The following is a 16,911-nucleotide window of genomic DNA, read 5'->3' as shown; positions in this document are numbered from 1 at the left end:
CGCTCTGCAACCCTGCAATGCGTAGGGGCAAATGAGTAGAAATGACCGGAAATAGCCAATAAAACCGGGAGCGGAATCGTTTATCCGACGAACGATGGCAATTCGATATAACGGTGGCGCATAACCATGAAATAATTATGACAAATGCGTCTTAGACGCTCGTATAAACGAGCTACCTTATCCTCTCCCTTTTCCTACACCTGCATCACTGGAGCTTTCATGAACACCGCCGCATTGCGCGAGCAGATTTCCCGTGCCCATCAACACGAAGCCAGCACAGGCCAGCTTGCCCAGCAACTGGAAAAACAATTGCCGCACCTGCATTCGGCCATCTCCCTGGCTGACGGTGATCGCCACATTGTCATGACCCGCTTTGTCACCGCCTACATCGATCTCGTCCCCGATTTACTCGACGCCGCCAACGACGTGGCCCGCGAAGCGGGTATCGAAAGCCAGATCAAGCCGGTGCTGAAGATCGCCGAGCATTTCTTCCTGCAACCGCCCGCCATCCTCGCCGGCCACGAAGGGCTCGACGGCCTGCTGGACGAGGCCTACCTGGCGCATCGATTGGTGGAAGAGGTGAACGATCTCTATATCAAGCATTTTGGCCAGCCATTGATTCCGGCCGACACGACTGTCGCTAATGTCATCGCCCACCAACTGATCGGCGAAGCCTTCGCCAACCAGTTGGATGAAGCGGTACACCACGCCGTGGATGAAATGCTCAACGAAGACAGCTTTGCGCTGGAGTCGGTCGAAGCCTATCGCGAACAGCTGAAGAGCCCGGACACAGAAGCCGCGTGGAAACGCTGGCCGTGCCTGTCGCGGCAGTGGGGGGTTGAGTTGGCGTTGGATCAGCCCGCCTAGATCTTCGATCTAATACAAAACCCACGTGGGAGCGGGCTTGCTCGCGAATGCGGTGACTCAGTCAACATTTCCGGTGACTGACACCCTGCATTCGCGAGCAAGCCCGCTCCCACATTTTTGATCCGGTTTCGTCAGCTCACAGACGGCGCCGAACCTATCCCCGTCGTCGTCCGCACCCGACCTTCCAACCGGCGCTTCAACCCGCGCGCTTCGATCACCAGCGTCGAGCCCTTGGCCGCATTGGCCCGCCCCCATTCTTCCAGTAGCTCCAGGCAGGAATGGTCGATGTAACTCAAGTTGCTCAACGGCACGTGCACGGTGCTGCCCGCAGGTACCGTCGAGAGCACCTGGGTCAACGCCGGCACCTTCAGGAAGGTCGCCGCCCCCGTCAGACGCAGCTCCATCTCTCCTTCCTGGGGCAAGTCGATCAAGCTGACCTTGAGCCGCGAAGCCTTGAACGCCAGCTTGACCAACGTCAACCCAAAGCCCACCAGTACGCCGGTCAGCAGGTCGGTAAAGATGATCGCCAACGCCGTGGCTGCGTAGGTAAACATCGGCATCCGCCCATAGCGCCCCAGTGCCTTGAACGCCTTGATGTCCACCAGCTTGATCCCGGTGTACACCAACACACCCGCCAGGCTCGCCACCGGGATGCTTTGCAGCACACTCGACAGCAACAGCACGAACGCCAGCAGCCACAGCCCGTGGAACATCGCCGACAAACGCGTGGTCGCACCGGCCTGCACGTTGGCCGAGCTGCGCACGATCACACCAGTCATCGGCAAGGCACCAAGCAGACCACAGAGCATGTTACCGACACCCTGGGCGGACAACTCCTTATCGAAATCAGAACGCTGACCACTGTGCATGCGGTCGACCGCCGCGGCGGAGAGCAGGGTTTCGGCGCTCGCGATAAACGCCACGGCGAAGGCGGCAATCAGCAACTGGGGGTCAGCGAGGTTGAGCAGGTCGCTGGGACGCAGCCAGTCGATAGCGTCGGCGAGGTTTTCCGGGACTTCCACGCGTTTGACCTGCAACGCCAGCACCAGGCTGACCACCGTGGTCAGGCCTACACCCAACAAGGCACCCGGCACAAAGCGCAGGCGTTGCGGGCGTAATTTGTCCCAGGCGTACATCACCAGCATCGTCGACAAACCGAGCAATCCCGCCTGCCAACCCAGGCCGCCGCCCAGGATAGGAATCGCCTCGGCCAACGCCGCTGGGAACCCCGTCAGGTTATCCAGCCCAGAAGGCTTGGGCGCGCCGTCGAGCATCACGTGAATCTGGGATAACACAATCAATACGCCAATCCCCGCCAGCATACCGTACACCACCGCCGGCGCCGTGACGCGGAACCAGCAGCCCAGGCGCAAACGCCCGGCCACCAGTTGCAGGAAACCCGCCAACAACAGGATCGGCCCGAGCATCAGCATGCCGTGCTGGCGCACCAGCTCGAACACCAACACCGCCAGGCCCGCCGCCGGGCCACTGACCTGCAGCGGCGAGCCTGCCAACCAACCCACCACCAGGCCACCGATGATTCCGGTGATCAAGCCCTTGGCCGGGGGCATGCCTGAGGCAATCGCGATCCCCATGCACAGCGGCAGGGCGACCAGAAACACAACCACAGAGGCGAGCAGCTCCCGTGGCAGTACAGCTTTCAATTGAGCAGCACGCATGATGACTCTCCCGAGGCATTTACCGGGCGCGGCAAAGCCTGGCTGCGTCCATGGCAGCCACCGCTTTACCCGGCAGGGAAGTGTTTTAGAAGCGCGCTTTAGGCGTCGCGGAAGGAATCGGCCCGTCGCCGCTCAATGGGCGGAACGCAGACTGGTCCGCATCGTAGGCCCGGATTTCACTGGTCTCGATGTTGTAGATCCAACCATGAATAAATAAATGACCGTTGGCCATGCGCGAAGCCACGGAGGGGTGGGTGCGCAAATGTTGCAGCTGGGCGATGACGTTTTCTTCGGTCAGCACCTTCATGCTCTCGCCTTCGTTGGCGCAGTCGCAATTGTCATGGACCATGGTCTTGGCGACCTCGGCATGCCGCAACCAGGCTTTGACCGTCGGCATCTTCTCCAGGCTGTCGGGGTTGAGTACCGCGCGCATGGCGCCGCAATCGGAGTGCCCGCAGACGATGATGTGCTGTACGCCCAAGGCCAGTACCGCGTACTCGATGGCCGTGGACACACCGCCGTTCATCTGGCCGTAAGGCGGCACCACGTTGCCGACGTTACGCGTCACGAACAGGTCGCCAGGCGAACTTTGGGTGATCAGCTCGGGCACGATGCGCGAGTCGGCACAGGTAATGAACATCGCCCGTGGGCTCTGAGCCGTGGCAAGTTTTTTGAAGAGCTCTTCCTGCTGGGGGAAGACGTCGTGATGGAAATGCAAAAAGCCGTCAACGATATGCTTTAGCGCTGCATCGGCGGTTTCAGCCACCGAAGAGGCAGAAGCCGACGCAGCCAACGGCTGTTTATCCTTGTCACTCATGATTCATCCTCTTGATTAATGCAGGGGAGTTTTCAGGTCAGTTCGACGCTTAGCCAATGGAAAAGTTGTAATACGCCAGAGGCCAGAGCGCCGACTCATCAGTCACTCGCTGAACAAGGTAACCGTCGAAACTTAACTCAAACTGAATGAACCGCTCTAGATCGCGGGTTTCAGTGATATCAAAACGCGACCATTCCTACAGGAGTTTCGCGTTTCACCTCTTCAGTTTACAACAAAGCCATCTGTCTGCCCGGAGGGCAAAAGGCCGTGCAATCCAGATTAAAACCTTCCCGCCGATCAAGACCAAGACGCTTGATCGCTTTACTGAAGCGTTGAGCCAGCAAATCGGCAAACGGCCCTTCACCCCGCATGCGCACGCCGAAGCGGCTGTCATACACCTCACCACCACGCACCTGGCGCACCAGGCTCATCACATGGGTCGCGCGCTGCGGGTAATGCGCCGCCAGCCAATCTTCGAACAGCGGCGCCACCTCCAGCGGCAGGCGCAGCATCATGTACGCGGCACTTTGCGCGCCAGCGGCATGGGCTTCGGTCAGCAGACTCTCCAATTCACTGTCGTTGATCATCGGGATCATCGGCGAACACAACACGCCCACCGGAATCCCCGCCTCACGCATCACCCGAATCGCCCGCAACCGTGCCTTGGGCGCCGCCGTGCGTGGCTCCAGGATGCGCTTGAGTTCGTCGTCCAGGCTGGTGAGGCTGATCATCACGGCCACCAGCCGCTGGCGCGCCAACTCAGTGAGCAGGTCCAGATCGCGCAAAATCAGCGATCCCTTGGTGATAATGGTCACCGGGTGGCGATAGCGCAGCAGCACTTCCAGGATTTGCCGGGTGATCTTGTACTCGCGCTCGATCGGCTGGTACGGGTCGGTATTGGACCCCAGATTGATCGGCGCGCACACATAACCCGGCCTCGACAGTTGCTGCTCCAACACATCGGCGGCGTTGGTCTTGGCGATCAGTTTGGTTTCGAAATCCAACCCCGGTGACATGTCCCAATAAGCATGGCTGGGCCGCGCATAGCAGTAGATGCAGCCATGCTCGCAGCCACGGTAGGGGTTGATCGAACGATCAAACGGCAGGTCCGGCGAGTTGTTGCGGGTGATGATGCTCTTGGCCGTCTCGATACGCACTTCAGTGCCCTGAGTCGGTGGCACTTCCTGAAACCAACCATCGTCCTCGGCCACGCTCACCGTAGGCGCAAAGCGGTTATGCAGGTTGGTGGCCGTGCCTCGGCCACGGGGCGGCAGGAGAGAACTCATGGGCATACCTCTATACTGTATCCACATACAGTATTTGAACCTGGCATTTCGCGCCAGCACCGTCGAGCGGGAAGTTTCGAGGCCATCTCCTGACAGCTGAAAACGCACCGTATTACATACGAACTTTCACGACATAAATCGCCACACTTGAGTCGTGGATTAAACTTTTGTTCTGCAACTATGATCCAGTCTCAACTTAGTAACCAACCAGAAGGACCTCTATATGTCTCAGGACGAACTGCGCTTAACGTGTGAAGATTTTGAAAAAGATAACAGCCCTGAAGTGTTGCTCGAACGTTTTAACAATGGGGTTCTTTCGTACGCCATGTACGCCTCTTCATCCAGGAAAGACGGCCACTACGACACCACATCATCGCCAACGGACCTGGACAATGACGGCGACTTTGACGACGAGGACAAGGCAATTTTTCTGACCATGGCCAACGCGTTTGCAATGACCTGCCAGAAAACTCGGAATTAAACTAATTACACCGACTAACTACAGCCGCCCAACTTATATCAATAACCTATAAGTTGGGCTTCCCACTCTAACTTTAGTTAATTCTTATCGCCCGATTTTTTACGTATGTCTGCAACTTGAGCAGCACTGATTGCGCCACCTGTATTACCCCAGCTGCCCCGGACAAAACTGACAACATCAGCCACTTCCTGATCCGACAGGCGCCAAGCGAATGCCGGCATGGTGAACGTGGACGGTGCCGTGTGAGTGGCCGGCAAGGTACCACCGTTCAACACGATATTGATCAATGACGTGGCATCCGCCGTCTGCAACACCGGGTTGCCCGCCAGCGCTGGGAACACCCGTGTGTAGCCATGGCCGTCGGTACGGTGGCAGGCCGCGCAGTTGTCGATATACACCGAGGCGCCCCGCTGGCTGTCGTCGCCTTTCCACAAGGCCTCGGCCACTTGCTTGTCATACGTGTGCGGTGAGTCCTTGGGGTCCACCGCCGGTAAACTCTTGAGGTAACGGGCGATAGCCGTCAGGTCATTTTCCGACATGTACTGCATGCTGTGGACGACAACGTCGCTCATGCCACCAAATACTGCGCTGCGGTCACTGCGGCCGGTCTTGAGGAACTGCACCAGTTGCTCCTCGCTCCAGCTACCGAGGCCGTCCTTGTGATCGCCACGCAGGCTTTTCGCGATCCAGCCTTCGAGCGGCGCGCTGCCGGCCAGGAAGGCGTTGCCGTCAGTGGCACTCAGGGCTTTTTCCTGCATGGTCAACGCCCGTGGCGTATGGCACGCACCGCAATGGCCAAGGCCCTCCACCAGGTAGGCACCCCGACTGATCACCGGGTCGACGACGGCTTGCGCCTGATGCTCCTCGACGGCAGGCGCAAACATCCAGCGCCATGCCGCCAACGGCCAGCGCATGCTCAAGGGCCACGGAATGTCACTGTCCTTGTTCTCTTGAGCGACGGGTTCCACCCTCTTCATGAAGTACGCGTACAACGCCTGCATATCGCTGTCGCTGACACGTGCGTAAGACGGGTAGGGCATCGCCGGGTAGAGCGTACTACCGCTCTTGGCGACGCCATGGCGCACAGCCTTGTCGAAGTCTTCGAAGCTGTAGTCGCCCAGGCCGCTCTTGTCCGGGGTGATGTTGGTGGAATAGATCACGCCAATGGGGGTTTCCATTGGCAGGCCACCGGCAAACGGTTTTCCGCCCTTGGCGGTGTGGCAGGCCACGCAGTCACCCGCGCGGGCCAGGTATTCACCTTGCTTGATCAAGTCAGTTTCAGCGGCGCTGACAGAGCAACTGCTGAAAAACGCGAAGGTCGCGATAACAAGTGCTTTCATGGTCATCGCTCCTTATGCCTGAACCAGTGGGCCGGGGTTTTTCAGGTACTGCTCGCGGATCGCCCGCGCCGACCAGTAGGTCAACGCCGCCACCAGGCCTGTAGGGTTGTAGCCCAAGCCTTGTGGGAAAGCGGATGCACCTGGGACAAACACGTTGTGCACATCCCAGCACTGCAGGTAGCGATTCAATGCACTGGTTTTAGGGTCGGTGCCCATGATCGCGCCACCGTTGAGGTGGGTGGTCTGGTACGACGCCGTGTTGAAGTGTTCGCCGACTTTTTTGCCGAGCACGGCAATTGCCTTGGGGTTCATCGCTTCAGCGACCTTGCCCATTTTCTCGACCATGAAGCGGTTCATCTTGATGTCGTTTTCCTGCCAATCGAACGTCATCCGCAGCAACGGCTGGCCGTAGGCATCGCGGTACACCGGGTCCAGATCCAGGTAGTTACCCCGGTAGGACTGATGGGCACCGTGGGCATCCATCGACACCTGGTGGGTGTAGTAATCGGCGGTGGCGCGCTTCCAGGCGCTGCCCCACGCCGGGGTGCCCGGCGGGTTGGACGTACCGGCAATCGGTCGACTGCCGGCCTGGTTGACCCACATCGGCGAACCGCCCACAAAGCCATGGGGCCCGTGGTCGAAGTTGTCGGCGTTGAAATCATCGATGGCCACGCCATTGCCGCCGGCGCCGATGAAGTTGTTGGTGTGGGTGTCCTTGTCGAAGAACGCCTTGATGGTGGCCATGTTCTGGTAGGCGAAGTTTCTGCCCACCACGCCCTCGTTGGTGATCGGGTCGTAGGGCTTGCCGATACCGGAGAGCAGCATCAAGCGCACATTGTGGAACTGGAATGCGCCGAGGATCACCAACTCCGCTGGTTGCTCGCATTCCCGGCCCTGGGCGTCGATGTACGTCACGCCAGTGGCCTTGCTCTTGGTGCTGTCGAGGTTGACCTTGAGCACGTGGGAATTGGGCCGCAGTTCAAAGTTCGGCACCTGGCGCAACGCCGGCAGGATGTTCACGTTCGGCGATGCCTTGGAATACATGTAGCAGACGTAGCCGCTGCAAAAACCACAAAAATTGCACGGCCCCATCTGGGCGCCATAGGGATTGGTGTAAGGCCCCGAAGTGTTGGCTGAGGGCAGGTTGTAGGGTTTGTAACCCACCTCGGCAGCCGCTTTCTGAAACAGCTGTGCGGAGACGGTGTTTTTCTGCGACTCCAGCGGGAAAGGGTTGGAGCGATCCGGCGCATACGGGTTACCGCCACGGCCTTCGCCTACCAATTGCCCTTTTACGGTCCAAGCCTGTCCAGAGGTGCCGAAGACTTTTTCCGCGTAGTCGAAAAACGGCTCCAGCTCTTCATAGCTCACGCCGAAGTCCTGGATGGTCATGTCCTTGGGAATGAAGTGTTTGCCGTAGCGTTCTTCATAGTGGCTGCGCATGCGCAACTCGATCGGGTCGACACGGAAATGCACGCCGGACCAGTGCAGGCCCGCTCCGCCCACACCGTTGCCCGGCAGAAATGCGCCCAGCTGACGGTTGGGCAGGGCAACGTCATTCACGCTATGTCGAATGGTCACTGTCTCCTTGGAGATGTCCTGGAAGAGTTTTTTACGCACGCTGTAGGTCAATTCGTCGATGACCTGGGGATAGTTGCCGTCCGGGTAAGTGTCCTGCATAGGACCGCGCTCTAGCGCTACCACGTTGAGGCCTGCTTCTGTCAGCTCCTTGGCCATGATCGCGCCGGTCCAGCCGAAGCCTACGATCACTGCATCCACTTTCTTCATAATGGTCGCCACGTTTATGCCCTCTCGCCGCGGATGGAAACTGCCGGGAAGGGGTATTGCTCGTTGCGTTCAACCCAGTCCATGAAATCGGCGCGGGCGCCGGGAAAACCGATCATGGTCCAGCCGACCATGCCTTTGTTGCCGCCGTGGATCGGGTCGCAGAAGAAGCCTTCCTTGGTGTTTTGCAGCAACAGGTTGAAGAACAGCTTTGGTGGCACCGCCTCGAAATGCGCCGTCACCTCACTGCCGCCCGCCTCCAGACGACGCAACATGTCGTCTCGGGTAGCGCTGTCTTGCGCAGCAAAAACTTTGCCGTTGAACGCTTTCGACCATGCATCCGTCGCGGCAATGCCCAGGCGATAGATCTCCTTGGGCACCAATTTGCTCTGCCACCCCATCTCCGGCGGCGCATCGGCGTTGAATGGGCCTTGCATGAACCACAGGGCTCCGCTGGCGTAAGGCGTGTTCATCTGGCGGTCGATGTATTCCGGCGCACCCGCTTCCAGAGCGCCTGGGCCTTGGGCATCGGCGGGGATCAATTGCGCGACGGCGGCATTGATAAACGCCCACTCCTCAGCCGTGAAATAAGTTGGCTCGTAGGCCTTTTCGCTGGCTGCAGGCTGGACGGGCGCGGCCTGGGCCGGCTCAGGCGTCGCCATCAGCATCGAGCCGCCAAGGCCGGTGCTGGCAACCGTGACCACCGGGATCAAGGTCAAGGATTTGCGCAGAAAGTCACGCCGGGGGTTGTCTTGATCTTGATCAGACATGGTGGCACCTCATCATGTGGTCACGGGTTTATCAGCCGGCTTCTAGTGAGCGATTTGGCTTTTTAAGAAATCAATAGTTACAAATGATAGCAGGCTATGTATCAGGAAAAGCGTTTCAGCGACTAAAGACTGAGTATTCACAGTCCTTTGACGGGCCCCAACCTGAGTGCCATTCACCGACCTCCTGCTCGGTCATGTCAACAATGCTCAAGAATCAATGGCTGCCGGTCTTCGGCCCCAGCAATGGCTTCAAGGACGGTGTTCGCTACATGATGGGAGCCGATGTCGACAAATTGCGCACGGCTTTGGGGAATGGCGATTACAGCACCCGCGCGTTTGCGTTGTGCTCGATGAAGGACTGGATCACGACAACGGGAAAAGAAGAGAAACAACAGTAGGAGCCGGCTTGCCGGCTCCTGCAGTGGGCCATCTGTTAGTCTTTTTTCAGCTTCGGGTTAGGAAAGAACTGCACCGCCTGCACCTTGGGGTCCGCAGGCGCCTTCAACGCCGACGTGTTCACCCGTGTGCCCAATTCCTTGGGGACCGACAACCCTTGGTCATTCAGCGTGTCGGTGTAACCGCAGGCCACGCACTCGCGATGCGGCACGTTGTCCTCGGTCCACATCTTCAACTTGTCCGGCTCGCTGCACGCCGGGCAGACCGCCCCGGCGATAAATTGCTTTTTAGTAATCACAGGCCCTTCACTCATGCTGCCGCGTCCTCACTCAGGCCGCTGTGGCGCAAGAGTGCGTCAATCGACGGCGCACGTCCGCGGAAGTCGACGAACAGCACCATCGGCTCCTGAGAACCGCCACGCGCCAGGATTGCCTCACGGAAGGCGCGGCCAGTCTCAGCGTTGAGCACGCCCTCTTCTTCAAACTTGGAGAAGGCATCCGCCGACAGCACTTCGGCCCACTTATAGCTGTAGTAACCCGCGGCGTAACCACCGGCGAAGATGTGCGCGAAGCTGTTCGGAAAACGGTTGTAGGCCGGCGGACGCATCACCGACACCTCATCGCGCACGCCTTCCAGCACTTGCGCCACGCTGCGGCCATCACCGTGGGTGGCGTGCAGTTCAAAGTCGAACAGCGAGAACTCCAGCTGACGCACCATCATCAAGCCAGACTGGAAGTTTTTCGCCGCGAGCATTTTTTCCAACAAGTCCTGGGGCAGTGGCTCGCCGGTTTCGTAGTGACCGGAGATCAGCGCCAGGCCTTCCGGCTCCCAGCACCAGTTCTCCATAAACTGGCTCGGCAATTCCACCGCATCCCAGGCCACGCCATTGATGCCCGACACGCCAGCATGTTCAACACGGGTCAACAGGTGGTGCAGGCCGTGGCCGAACTCGTGGAACAGCGTGGTGACTTCATCGTGGGTCAGCAGGGCAGGCTTGCCACTGTCGGCCGGGGTGAAGTTGCACACCAGGTTGGCCACCGGGCTTTGCAGCACGCCATCGATCGTGCGACGACGATCGCGGGCGCCGTCCATCCAGGCACCGCCACGCTTGTTGGCGCGGGCATAGAGGTCGAAGAAGAAGCGGCCGACGTGCTGGCCGTTTTCCTTGATTTCAAACAGGCGGACATCCGGGTGCCAGGTGTCGAAGCCTTTCTGCTCGGCGATTTCGATGCCGTACAGGCGCTGCACGATGGCAAACAGGCCGCCCAATACTTTGTCGATGGGGAAGTAGGCGCGCAGGGCCTCCTGGGAAACGCTGTAGCGTTGCTCACGAAGTTTTTCGCCGTAGAAACCGCTGTCCCAGCTTTGCAGGTCGGCGCAGCCTTGTTCGGCGGCATAGGCCTTGAGCTGTTGCAGGTCCTGAGCGGCAAACGGCTTGCTGCGCTTGGCCAGGTCGCGCAGGAAGTTCAGCACCTGATCGCTGGACTCGGCCATTTTGGTGGCCAGGCTCAGTTCGGAGAACGACGCATACCCCAGCAGCTTGGCCAGTTCCTGACGCAGGTCGAGGATCTGTTCCATGACCGGACCATTATCATTCTGACCGGCATTCGGGCCTTGGTCCGACGCACGGGTACAGTAGGCCGCGTAGACTTCTTCACGCAGGGCGCGATCCTGGGCGTAGGTCATCACCGCGTAGTAGCTGGGGAATTCCAGGGTGATCAGCCAGCCGTCGAGGCCTTTGGCCTGTGCGGCGGCCGCCATTTGCGCCTTGGCCGAATCGGTCAGGCCGGCAAGGGTGGCTTCGTCGGTGACGTGTTTGGTCCAGGCCTGGGTGGCATCCAGCAACTGGTTGGAAAATTTGCTGCCCAACTCGGACAGTTTGCTCTGCACTTCGGCGTAACGCTTTTGCTGCTCCGGCGGCAAATCGATACCCGACAGGCGGAAATCACGCAGGGCGTGTTCCAGGATGGTTTTTTGCGCCACGTCGAAACCGGCGGCTTCCGGGCTGTTGGCCAAGGCTTCGAAAGCCTGGAACAATTCGCGGTTCTGGCCCATCTCGGTGGAGTAAGCACTCAACGCCGGCAGGCAGCCTTCGTAGGCTTCGCGCAGTTCGGCGCTGTTGCACACGGCATTGAGGTGGCTGACCGGGCTCCAGGCGGCACCCAGGCGGTCATTCAGTTCATCCATCGCCAGGACCAGCCCGGCCCACGTCGGATGTTTACCCTGGCTTTGCAGGATGCCTTCGATGGCGACACGGTTGTCGGCGAGGATCTGTTCGATGGCCGGCTGGACGTGCTCGGCACGGATCGCCGAGAACGGCGGCAGGTCGTAGGACTGCAGAAGCGGGTTGTTCGCGCTCACGGTTGGCACCTTGGCTGAAGAAATAGGTAAGAACAAAGATGGGGCCATCTTAATTACAATCAACGCCCACCGCAGCTATCAGCAGAAGAGAGAGAGGCTATCGTGACCCTTCGCACCTACCAAAACCATACGCCAACCCTGGGCGCCGGGGCTTTTGTCGATATTTCGGCGGTGGTGATCGGCGATGTCGAAATCGGCGCCGACAGCTCGGTCTGGCCGCTGACCGTGATTCGCGGCGACATGCACCGCATCCGCATCGGTGCACGCACCAGCGTGCAGGATGGCTGCGTGCTGCACATCACCCACGCGGGTCCCTTCAATCCGGATGGCTTCCCACTGCTGATCGGCGACGATGTGACCATCGCCCACAAGGTCATGCTGCATGGCTGCACTGTGGGCAATCGCATCCTGATCGGCATGGGCAGCACCGTGATGGACGGGGCGGTGGTGGAAGACGACGTGATCATCGGCGCCGGCAGCCTGGTGCCGCCCGGCAAGAAACTCGAAAGCGGCTTCTTGTATGTAGGCAGCCCGGTTAAACAAATCCGCCCGCTGACTGACAAGGAACGCGCCTTTTTCACCTACAGCGCCGCGAACTACGTGAAGCTCAAAGACCTGCACCTGGCTGAAGGATTCGACCGATGACTCTGCATTACCAAACCGTGCTGTTCGACCTGGACGGTACCCTCACTGACCCGCGCGAGGGCATTACCCGTTCGATCCAATATGCCCTCGGCAAACTGGGAATCGACGAGCCGGACTTGACCCAGCTGGAACATTTCATCGGCCCGCCGTTGCTGCAAGCGTTCATGCAGTTCTACGGTTTTGATGAAGCCAAGGCGTGGGAGGCGGTGAATTTCTACCGCGAGCGTTTCAAAGTGACCGGCCTGTATGAGAACCGCGTGTTCGAGGGCGTGATGCCGTTGCTGGAGGACTTGAGCGGCCAGGGACGCCAGCTCTACGTCGCGACGTCCAAGCCTTGGGTGTTCGCTCGCGAGATCGCCCGGCACTTCGATTTCGCCAAGCACTTCAAGGTCATCTACGGCAGCGAACTGGACGGCACGCGCACCAACAAAGTCGAACTGATCGCCCACCTGATGAGCGAGGAAGGCCTGGACCCGGCCACCACCCTGATGATTGGTGACCGCAAGCATGACCTGATCGGTGCGCACAGCAATGGGCTGGATTCGGCAGCGGTGGGGTACGGTTTTGGCAGTTTTGAAGAGTTGAATGCCGAGGCGCCAACCTGGCATTTTGAGACATTGGCCGAGATGCACCAGGCGTTTATGCAGCGTTCTTGAGATAGCTTTCGCAGGCACGCCAGCCCCTACATTTTGACCGGTGTACCCAGGACCAATGTGGGAGCTGGCTTGTCTGCGATGAGGCCCTAAAGCCCGGCACCTTCCAACTGTTTCAACGCCGCCTTGCGCTGCTCCACCGGCAACCCGCCCAGCTTCTCCACCGCCGCATAAAACCGCACCCAATCCCCACCTTCCTGCGCAAACAACGCCGCAAACGCCGGTACCCACTGGTCATACAACCCAAACGGTAACAACCGCGCATTGTTCATGGGCTGGTTTATCCAGGCGTCATAACGCTTATCCCCGCCCCATTGGTTATCACGCAGGTGTCGATAATCGGCGCGCAAACGCTCGAACTGAGCCGCCTTGGCCTGACGCATCGCATCCTTAGCCAACGGCTGGGCGTAGAGCGTTTCCAAGCGTCGACGGGTATCGAGGACCAGTTGGATAAACTGATCACGTTGCTTGGACGTCGACAGGCTATCTGGCGCCAGCCCCCGCGCAGCGCGCCATTGGCGTGTACCTTCCTGCTCAACGAAATTGGCAAACGACTCGTTGAATTCGGTGTCGTCCTTCACATAGAAACGCTGGTGCGCCAGCTCATGGAAGATCAGCGTGGCCAGGCGCTCATCGCCCCAGTTCATCATCGAATTCATGATCGGGTCATTGAACCAGCCCAAGGTGGAGTAAGCCTCGACGCCACCTATCGACACGTCCATACCCCGCTGCTTCAACAACGCTGCCTCGCCACGCGCCGCGCCCTGGTTGTAGTAGCCGCGATAGGCCACACAACCGGCAATGGGGAAGCAATGGGTTTCGGGGGACAGGGAAAATTCCTGCGTGGCGAAGACATTCCAGACCACATAGGGCCGGCCGATATCGGCGTACAACTTGTAACTCTGGTTGTCGGGCAGGTGCAGATGTTCACTGGCGAACGTGCGCGCCCGCTGAGATTGCACCAGGTGCTCGCGCAATAACGCAGGGCGTGTGGGGTCGGCAATCACCTGCGCCACCGGCTCACGAGCCCGCAGCAATTGCCACTGACCGCTGGCCAACTGACTGTAATAACTGACACTGGAGCAGCCGCTGAGCAGCACAACCAACAACCCTGGAAGAAAACGCCTGACCATGCCCCGACCGCTCCTGGGTAATTTGCTCGCCAGACTATCGCGCCTGTGTGGAATTTTTCCATGGCATGACGTGTTTATACTCATAGGGAGTCTGTTGCCGTCGGCGCCAGGCTCAATACTTCCTTCCCATTGAGTGCCTGCCATGCGCCAGCTCTTGCTTCCCGTCGCCGCCCTGTTTCTCGGTGCCTGCACCACAACGCCCGTACCACCGGTGGACCCGCAGCAAGCCTGGGTCGATTTCACCACGCCGACACCGGGCTCCAAGCTGGTCATGGCGCAGCGTCTGGACGGCAAGAACCTGGCTGACGGACGTTTCTTCCAATTCCCGCCCGGCCATCACGAACTGATGGTGCGTTTCGACTTTGAAGTCCCGGCAGGCGGCGGGCTGGGTGGGCTGAGCCAGATGATGTACCGCACTTGCTTCATGACCCTGGAATACGATCACTTCCAGGCCGGCCAGCGCTATGTGCTGGAAGGCCGCTCGCTGGCCTTCACGCCGAATATCCGGCTGTACGACTCGGCGCGTCAGTTGCTCGCGGAAGAACGCAGCGTCAACTGCATCTGATCAGTCGTTGTTCTTCTGGTAGACGATGGCCTTGGTGCCGTTCTCACAGCTGCCGACGACCATGGCGCTGTCGTGTTTGTCGGCTTCTTCCTTGCTGACGATTTCCAGGGTGTACGAAGGAACCGCATTCGCCTGGATCTTGACCTCGATCTCTTTCCTGAGCTCTTCACAATCTTTTGGAGCGGCCACGGCCGAAGTGGCCAATACACCGCAGATGATCGCCAAGGCAAAACGTTTCATGTGTGAAGCTCCCTGAATGCACTGCGCACGGATGTGCGCCTAGACTGCATAGGCTATAGGACCACATCGGTGAAATACGAGTTCTGATTTAACGCATAACTAAATGTCTGAAGACACCTCTGTGGGAGCAGGACTTGCCCGCGGTGCGTCGCCTCGGTTTCGCAATGACGTCGAGGTGATGCGTTCGCAGGCAAGCCAGCCCCGACAAAAGCCGGCGCCTATCGCTACAGGGGCGTCAGTTTACGAGCGTGGCATCCAGGCTGATTTTCGCATTCAGTACCTTGGACACCGGGCACCCTTCCTTGGCTTTCTTGCTTAACTCCTCGAACTGCGCCTGGCTCGCGCCAGGGATCTTGGCCTTGAGGATCAGGTGCACGGCGGTGATCGCGAAGCCACCGTCGACCTGGTCGAGGGTTACTTCGGCCTGGGTGTCGATGCTGTCAGCCTTGAGCCCGGCATCGCCGAGAATCATGGAAAAGGCCATGGAGAAACAGCCTGCGTGGGCTGCACCGATCAGTTCTTCCGGGTTGGTGCCCTTGCCGCCCTCGAAACGCGCCTTGAAGCCGTAAGGCGCTTCACGTAGCACACCGGTTTCCGTGGAAATAGAACCCAGGCCCGTCTTCAGGTCACCTTCCCAATGCGCGGATGCTTTTTTAACGATACTCATAGCGGTCTCCTCGAACGGTGGTTTTGCGTCAGTAAGGGTTCTGAGGATAGACGGCGTGGCAAAGTTCATCTTGTCGGAGAAACCGAGTGATTCAGTAGGAAATTTCCGGTCCCACTATTGAATCTCGGGTATATGCCCTCATTGCATGGGTATGCACATGAAGCGGCAGGTTTTGGTTCGTCTAAAAAGCCTGCGGCCCCCTTGGAGAAGCAGGCTTATGAAATCGCTGTCCGACGTAAAGTTCTCGACCCTCGACCTGGTGCCCGTGCGGGCCAACGGCAGTCCGGCGCAGTCGCTGCGCAATTCCCTGGACCTTGCCCAGCATGTGGAAAAGTTTGGCTACAACCGTTTCTGGGTGGCTGAACACCACAATATGGATGGCATCGCCAGTTCGGCCACCTCGGTGTTGCTCGGTTACCTGGCCGGCGGCACCTCGACGATTCGTGTCGGTTCCGGCGGCGTGATGCTGCCCAACCACGCGCCTCTGGTGATCGCCGAACAGTTCGGCACCCTGGAAAGTCTCTACCCCGGCCGCATCGACCTGGGCCTGGGCCGCGCGCCCGGCTCCGATCAGATGACCGCCCGCGCCCTGCGCCGTGAGCGCTCCGGCAGTGCCGACGATTTTCCGGAAGACGTGGCGGAGCTGATGGCCTACCTGGGCCCGCGCACGCCCGACCAACGGGTGATCGCCGTTCCCGGCACCGGCACCAACGTGCCGGTGTGGCTACTGGGCTCCAGTCTATTCAGCGCACAGTTGGCGGGCGAACGCGGTTTGCCCTACGCCTTTGCCTCGCATTTCGCACCGCGCCTGATGCATGAAGCGATTCGCGTGTACCGCAATCACTTCAAGCCTTCTGCCGTGCTGGACAAACCCTACGTGATGCTCGGTATTCCGTTGGTGGCGGCGGACACCGATGAACAGGCCGACTACCTGGCAACCTCGCTCTACCAGCGCATCCTCGCCCTCATGCGTGGGCAAAGCCTGGTGCAGCGCCCCCCGGTGAAAACCATGGACGGCCTGTGGCTGCCCCACGAAAAAGACGCCGTCGGCAGCTTCCTCGGCCTGGCAATGGTGGGCAGCCCTGCGAAGATCCGCGCCAAACTGGAAGTGCTGATCGAGCAAACCGGTGCCGATGAGCTGATTTTTACCTGCGACCTGTACGAGCACGCCGACCGGATTCATTCCTACGAGTTGCTGACGCAGTTAATGAAGGACTAAAACCCTCAGG

General features: G+C 59.4%; 17 protein-coding genes and 1 pseudogene. 7 read left to right on the top strand and 11 right to left on the bottom strand.

The features are described from left to right. The first annotated feature begins 219 nt into the window (after window positions 1–219). Window positions 220–867: a hypothetical protein gene (locus AB4N92_RS12490; RefSeq protein ID WP_198831548.1), complete on the top strand. Its 648-nt coding sequence runs from the start codon at window positions 220–222 to the stop codon at window positions 865–867. A gap of 131 nt (window positions 868–998) precedes the next feature. Here the strand turns inward: AB4N92_RS12490 and AB4N92_RS12485 are convergent, their stop codons facing one another. From AB4N92_RS12485 to AB4N92_RS12475, 3 genes are all read right to left on the bottom strand, one after another. Beyond that, window positions 999–2,546 carry a SulP family inorganic anion transporter gene (locus tag AB4N92_RS12485; RefSeq protein ID WP_010207793.1) on the bottom strand — a complete coding sequence of 516 codons (1,548 nt, stop codon included), beginning with the start codon at window positions 2,544–2,546 and terminating at the stop codon, window positions 999–1,001. Window positions 2,547–2,631: 85 nt separating this feature from the next. After that, window positions 2,632–3,363, bottom strand: coding sequence for a carbonic anhydrase (locus AB4N92_RS12480; protein ID WP_010207792.1), 732 nt, complete (start codon window positions 3,361–3,363; stop codon window positions 2,632–2,634). Window positions 3,364–3,590: 227 nt separating this feature from the next. Next, a complete protein-coding gene (locus AB4N92_RS12475) occupies window positions 3,591–4,649 on the bottom strand; it encodes a PA0069 family radical SAM protein (RefSeq protein WP_045791461.1) in 1,059 nt (352 codons plus the stop codon). 223 nt (window positions 4,650–4,872) lie between these two features. On the opposite strand from AB4N92_RS12475, the gene AB4N92_RS12470 reads away from it, so the two are divergent. Beyond that, window positions 4,873–5,130 (top strand): hypothetical protein, encoded by a 258-nt coding sequence (locus AB4N92_RS12470; protein WP_021491408.1) that lies wholly within the window; start codon window positions 4,873–4,875, stop codon window positions 5,128–5,130. Window positions 5,131–5,207: 77 nt separating this feature from the next. Here the strand turns inward: AB4N92_RS12470 and AB4N92_RS12465 are convergent, their stop codons facing one another. From AB4N92_RS12465 to AB4N92_RS12455, 3 genes are read right to left on the bottom strand one after another with little or no spacing between them, the layout of a single operon-like run. Beyond that, complete coding sequence (locus AB4N92_RS12465) at window positions 5,208–6,470, bottom strand: cytochrome c (protein WP_236266994.1); 1,263 nt, start codon at window positions 6,468–6,470, stop codon at window positions 5,208–5,210. Between the two features lie 12 nt (window positions 6,471–6,482). Further along, window positions 6,483–8,267, bottom strand: a complete 1,785-nt coding sequence (locus tag AB4N92_RS12460) for a GMC family oxidoreductase (protein WP_010207781.1) — start codon at window positions 8,265–8,267, stop codon at window positions 6,483–6,485. Window positions 8,268–8,269: 2 nt separating this feature from the next. Continuing rightward, the gene (locus AB4N92_RS12455; RefSeq protein ID WP_021491411.1) at window positions 8,270–9,022 is read right to left on the bottom strand and encodes a gluconate 2-dehydrogenase subunit 3 family protein; all 753 of its coding nucleotides are present in this window, start codon (window positions 9,020–9,022) and stop codon (window positions 8,270–8,272) included. 221 nt (window positions 9,023–9,243) lie between these two features. Here AB4N92_RS12455 and AB4N92_RS12450 point away from each other — a divergent pair. Continuing rightward, window positions 9,244–9,420: pseudogene (locus tag AB4N92_RS12450) on the top strand (protein tyrosine phosphatase); the annotation flags it as partial. Between the two features lie 35 nt (window positions 9,421–9,455). Here AB4N92_RS12450 and AB4N92_RS12445 read toward each other — a convergent pair. Continuing rightward, window positions 9,456–9,731 (bottom strand): YheV family putative zinc ribbon protein, encoded by a 276-nt coding sequence (locus AB4N92_RS12445; protein ID WP_010207776.1) that lies wholly within the window; start codon window positions 9,729–9,731, stop codon window positions 9,456–9,458. Next, entirely contained in the window at window positions 9,728–11,827 is a 2,100-nt protein-coding gene (prlC, locus tag AB4N92_RS12440; RefSeq protein WP_175439657.1) for an oligopeptidase A, read from the bottom strand. Before prlC ends, AB4N92_RS12445 begins: the two co-directional genes overlap by 4 nt. A gap of 54 nt (window positions 11,828–11,881) precedes the next feature. Between prlC and AB4N92_RS12435 the strand changes: the two genes are divergently transcribed. Next, window positions 11,882–12,424 (top strand): gamma carbonic anhydrase family protein, encoded by a 543-nt coding sequence (locus AB4N92_RS12435; RefSeq protein WP_010207773.1) that lies wholly within the window; start codon window positions 11,882–11,884, stop codon window positions 12,422–12,424. Continuing rightward, window positions 12,421–13,080: an HAD family hydrolase gene (locus AB4N92_RS12430; RefSeq protein ID WP_010207772.1), complete on the top strand. Its 660-nt coding sequence runs from the start codon at window positions 12,421–12,423 to the stop codon at window positions 13,078–13,080. Before AB4N92_RS12435 ends, AB4N92_RS12430 begins: the two co-directional genes overlap by 4 nt. A gap of 86 nt (window positions 13,081–13,166) precedes the next feature. On the opposite strand, the gene AB4N92_RS12425 is transcribed toward AB4N92_RS12430, so the two are convergent. Then, window positions 13,167–14,210, bottom strand: a complete 1,044-nt coding sequence (locus AB4N92_RS12425; RefSeq protein WP_021491414.1) for an aminopeptidase — start codon at window positions 14,208–14,210, stop codon at window positions 13,167–13,169. 142 nt (window positions 14,211–14,352) lie between these two features. Here AB4N92_RS12425 and AB4N92_RS12420 point away from each other — a divergent pair, with 142 nt between their 5' ends. Then, window positions 14,353–14,775 (top strand): PA0061/PA0062 family lipoprotein, encoded by a 423-nt coding sequence (locus tag AB4N92_RS12420; protein WP_010207770.1) that lies wholly within the window; start codon window positions 14,353–14,355, stop codon window positions 14,773–14,775. On the opposite strand, the gene AB4N92_RS12415 is transcribed toward AB4N92_RS12420, so the two are convergent. Together AB4N92_RS12415 and AB4N92_RS12410 are read right to left on the bottom strand one after the other, a co-directional pair. Continuing rightward, the gene (locus tag AB4N92_RS12415; RefSeq protein WP_010207769.1) at window positions 14,776–15,015 is read right to left on the bottom strand and encodes a DUF1161 domain-containing protein; all 240 of its coding nucleotides are present in this window, start codon (window positions 15,013–15,015) and stop codon (window positions 14,776–14,778) included. A 235-nt stretch (window positions 15,016–15,250) separates the two neighbouring features. Next, window positions 15,251–15,682, bottom strand: coding sequence for an OsmC family protein (locus tag AB4N92_RS12410; protein WP_021491415.1), 432 nt, complete (start codon window positions 15,680–15,682; stop codon window positions 15,251–15,253). A gap of 217 nt (window positions 15,683–15,899) precedes the next feature. Between AB4N92_RS12410 and AB4N92_RS12405 the strand changes: the two genes are divergently transcribed. Then, window positions 15,900–16,901, top strand: a complete 1,002-nt coding sequence (locus AB4N92_RS12405; protein ID WP_460130202.1) for an LLM class flavin-dependent oxidoreductase — start codon at window positions 15,900–15,902, stop codon at window positions 16,899–16,901. The last annotated feature ends 10 nt before the right edge of the window (window positions 16,902–16,911 follow it).

The sequence above is a fragment of the Pseudomonas sp. S3_A09 genome (assembly GCF_054668065.1).
This window is presented reverse-complemented; position numbering and strand designations above follow the sequence as displayed.

Excerpts from the sequence above, each read along its gene's own strand:
- AB4N92_RS12490 (WP_198831548.1), top strand. The coding sequence starts at position 220 with ATGAACACCGCCGCATTGCGCGAGCAGATTTCCCGTGCCCATCAACAC.
- AB4N92_RS12485 (WP_010207793.1), bottom strand. The coding sequence starts at position 2,546 with ATGCGTGCTGCTCAATTGAAAGCTGTACTGCCACGGGAGCTGCTCGCC.
- AB4N92_RS12480 (WP_010207792.1), bottom strand. The coding sequence starts at position 3,363 with ATGAGTGACAAGGATAAACAGCCGTTGGCTGCGTCGGCTTCTGCCTCT.
- AB4N92_RS12475 (WP_045791461.1), bottom strand. The coding sequence starts at position 4,649 with ATGAGTTCTCTCCTGCCGCCCCGTGGCCGAGGCACGGCCACCAACCTG.
- AB4N92_RS12470 (WP_021491408.1), top strand. The coding sequence starts at position 4,873 with ATGTCTCAGGACGAACTGCGCTTAACGTGTGAAGATTTTGAAAAAGAT.
- AB4N92_RS12465 (WP_236266994.1), bottom strand. The coding sequence starts at position 6,470 with ATGAAAGCACTTGTTATCGCGACCTTCGCGTTTTTCAGCAGTTGCTCT.
- AB4N92_RS12455 (WP_021491411.1), bottom strand. The coding sequence starts at position 9,022 with ATGTCTGATCAAGATCAAGACAACCCCCGGCGTGACTTTCTGCGCAAA.
- AB4N92_RS12445 (WP_010207776.1), bottom strand. The coding sequence starts at position 9,731 with ATGAGTGAAGGGCCTGTGATTACTAAAAAGCAATTTATCGCCGGGGCG.
- prlC (WP_175439657.1), bottom strand. The coding sequence starts at position 11,827 with ATGGCCCCATCTTTGTTCTTACCTATTTCTTCAGCCAAGGTGCCAACC.
- AB4N92_RS12430 (WP_010207772.1), top strand. The coding sequence starts at position 12,421 with ATGACTCTGCATTACCAAACCGTGCTGTTCGACCTGGACGGTACCCTC.
- AB4N92_RS12425 (WP_021491414.1), bottom strand. The coding sequence starts at position 14,210 with ATGGTCAGGCGTTTTCTTCCAGGGTTGTTGGTTGTGCTGCTCAGCGGC.
- AB4N92_RS12420 (WP_010207770.1), top strand. The coding sequence starts at position 14,353 with ATGCGCCAGCTCTTGCTTCCCGTCGCCGCCCTGTTTCTCGGTGCCTGC.
- AB4N92_RS12415 (WP_010207769.1), bottom strand. The coding sequence starts at position 15,015 with ATGAAACGTTTTGCCTTGGCGATCATCTGCGGTGTATTGGCCACTTCG.
- AB4N92_RS12410 (WP_021491415.1), bottom strand. The coding sequence starts at position 15,682 with ATGAGTATCGTTAAAAAAGCATCCGCGCATTGGGAAGGTGACCTGAAG.
- AB4N92_RS12405 (WP_460130202.1), top strand. The coding sequence starts at position 15,900 with ATGAAATCGCTGTCCGACGTAAAGTTCTCGACCCTCGACCTGGTGCCC.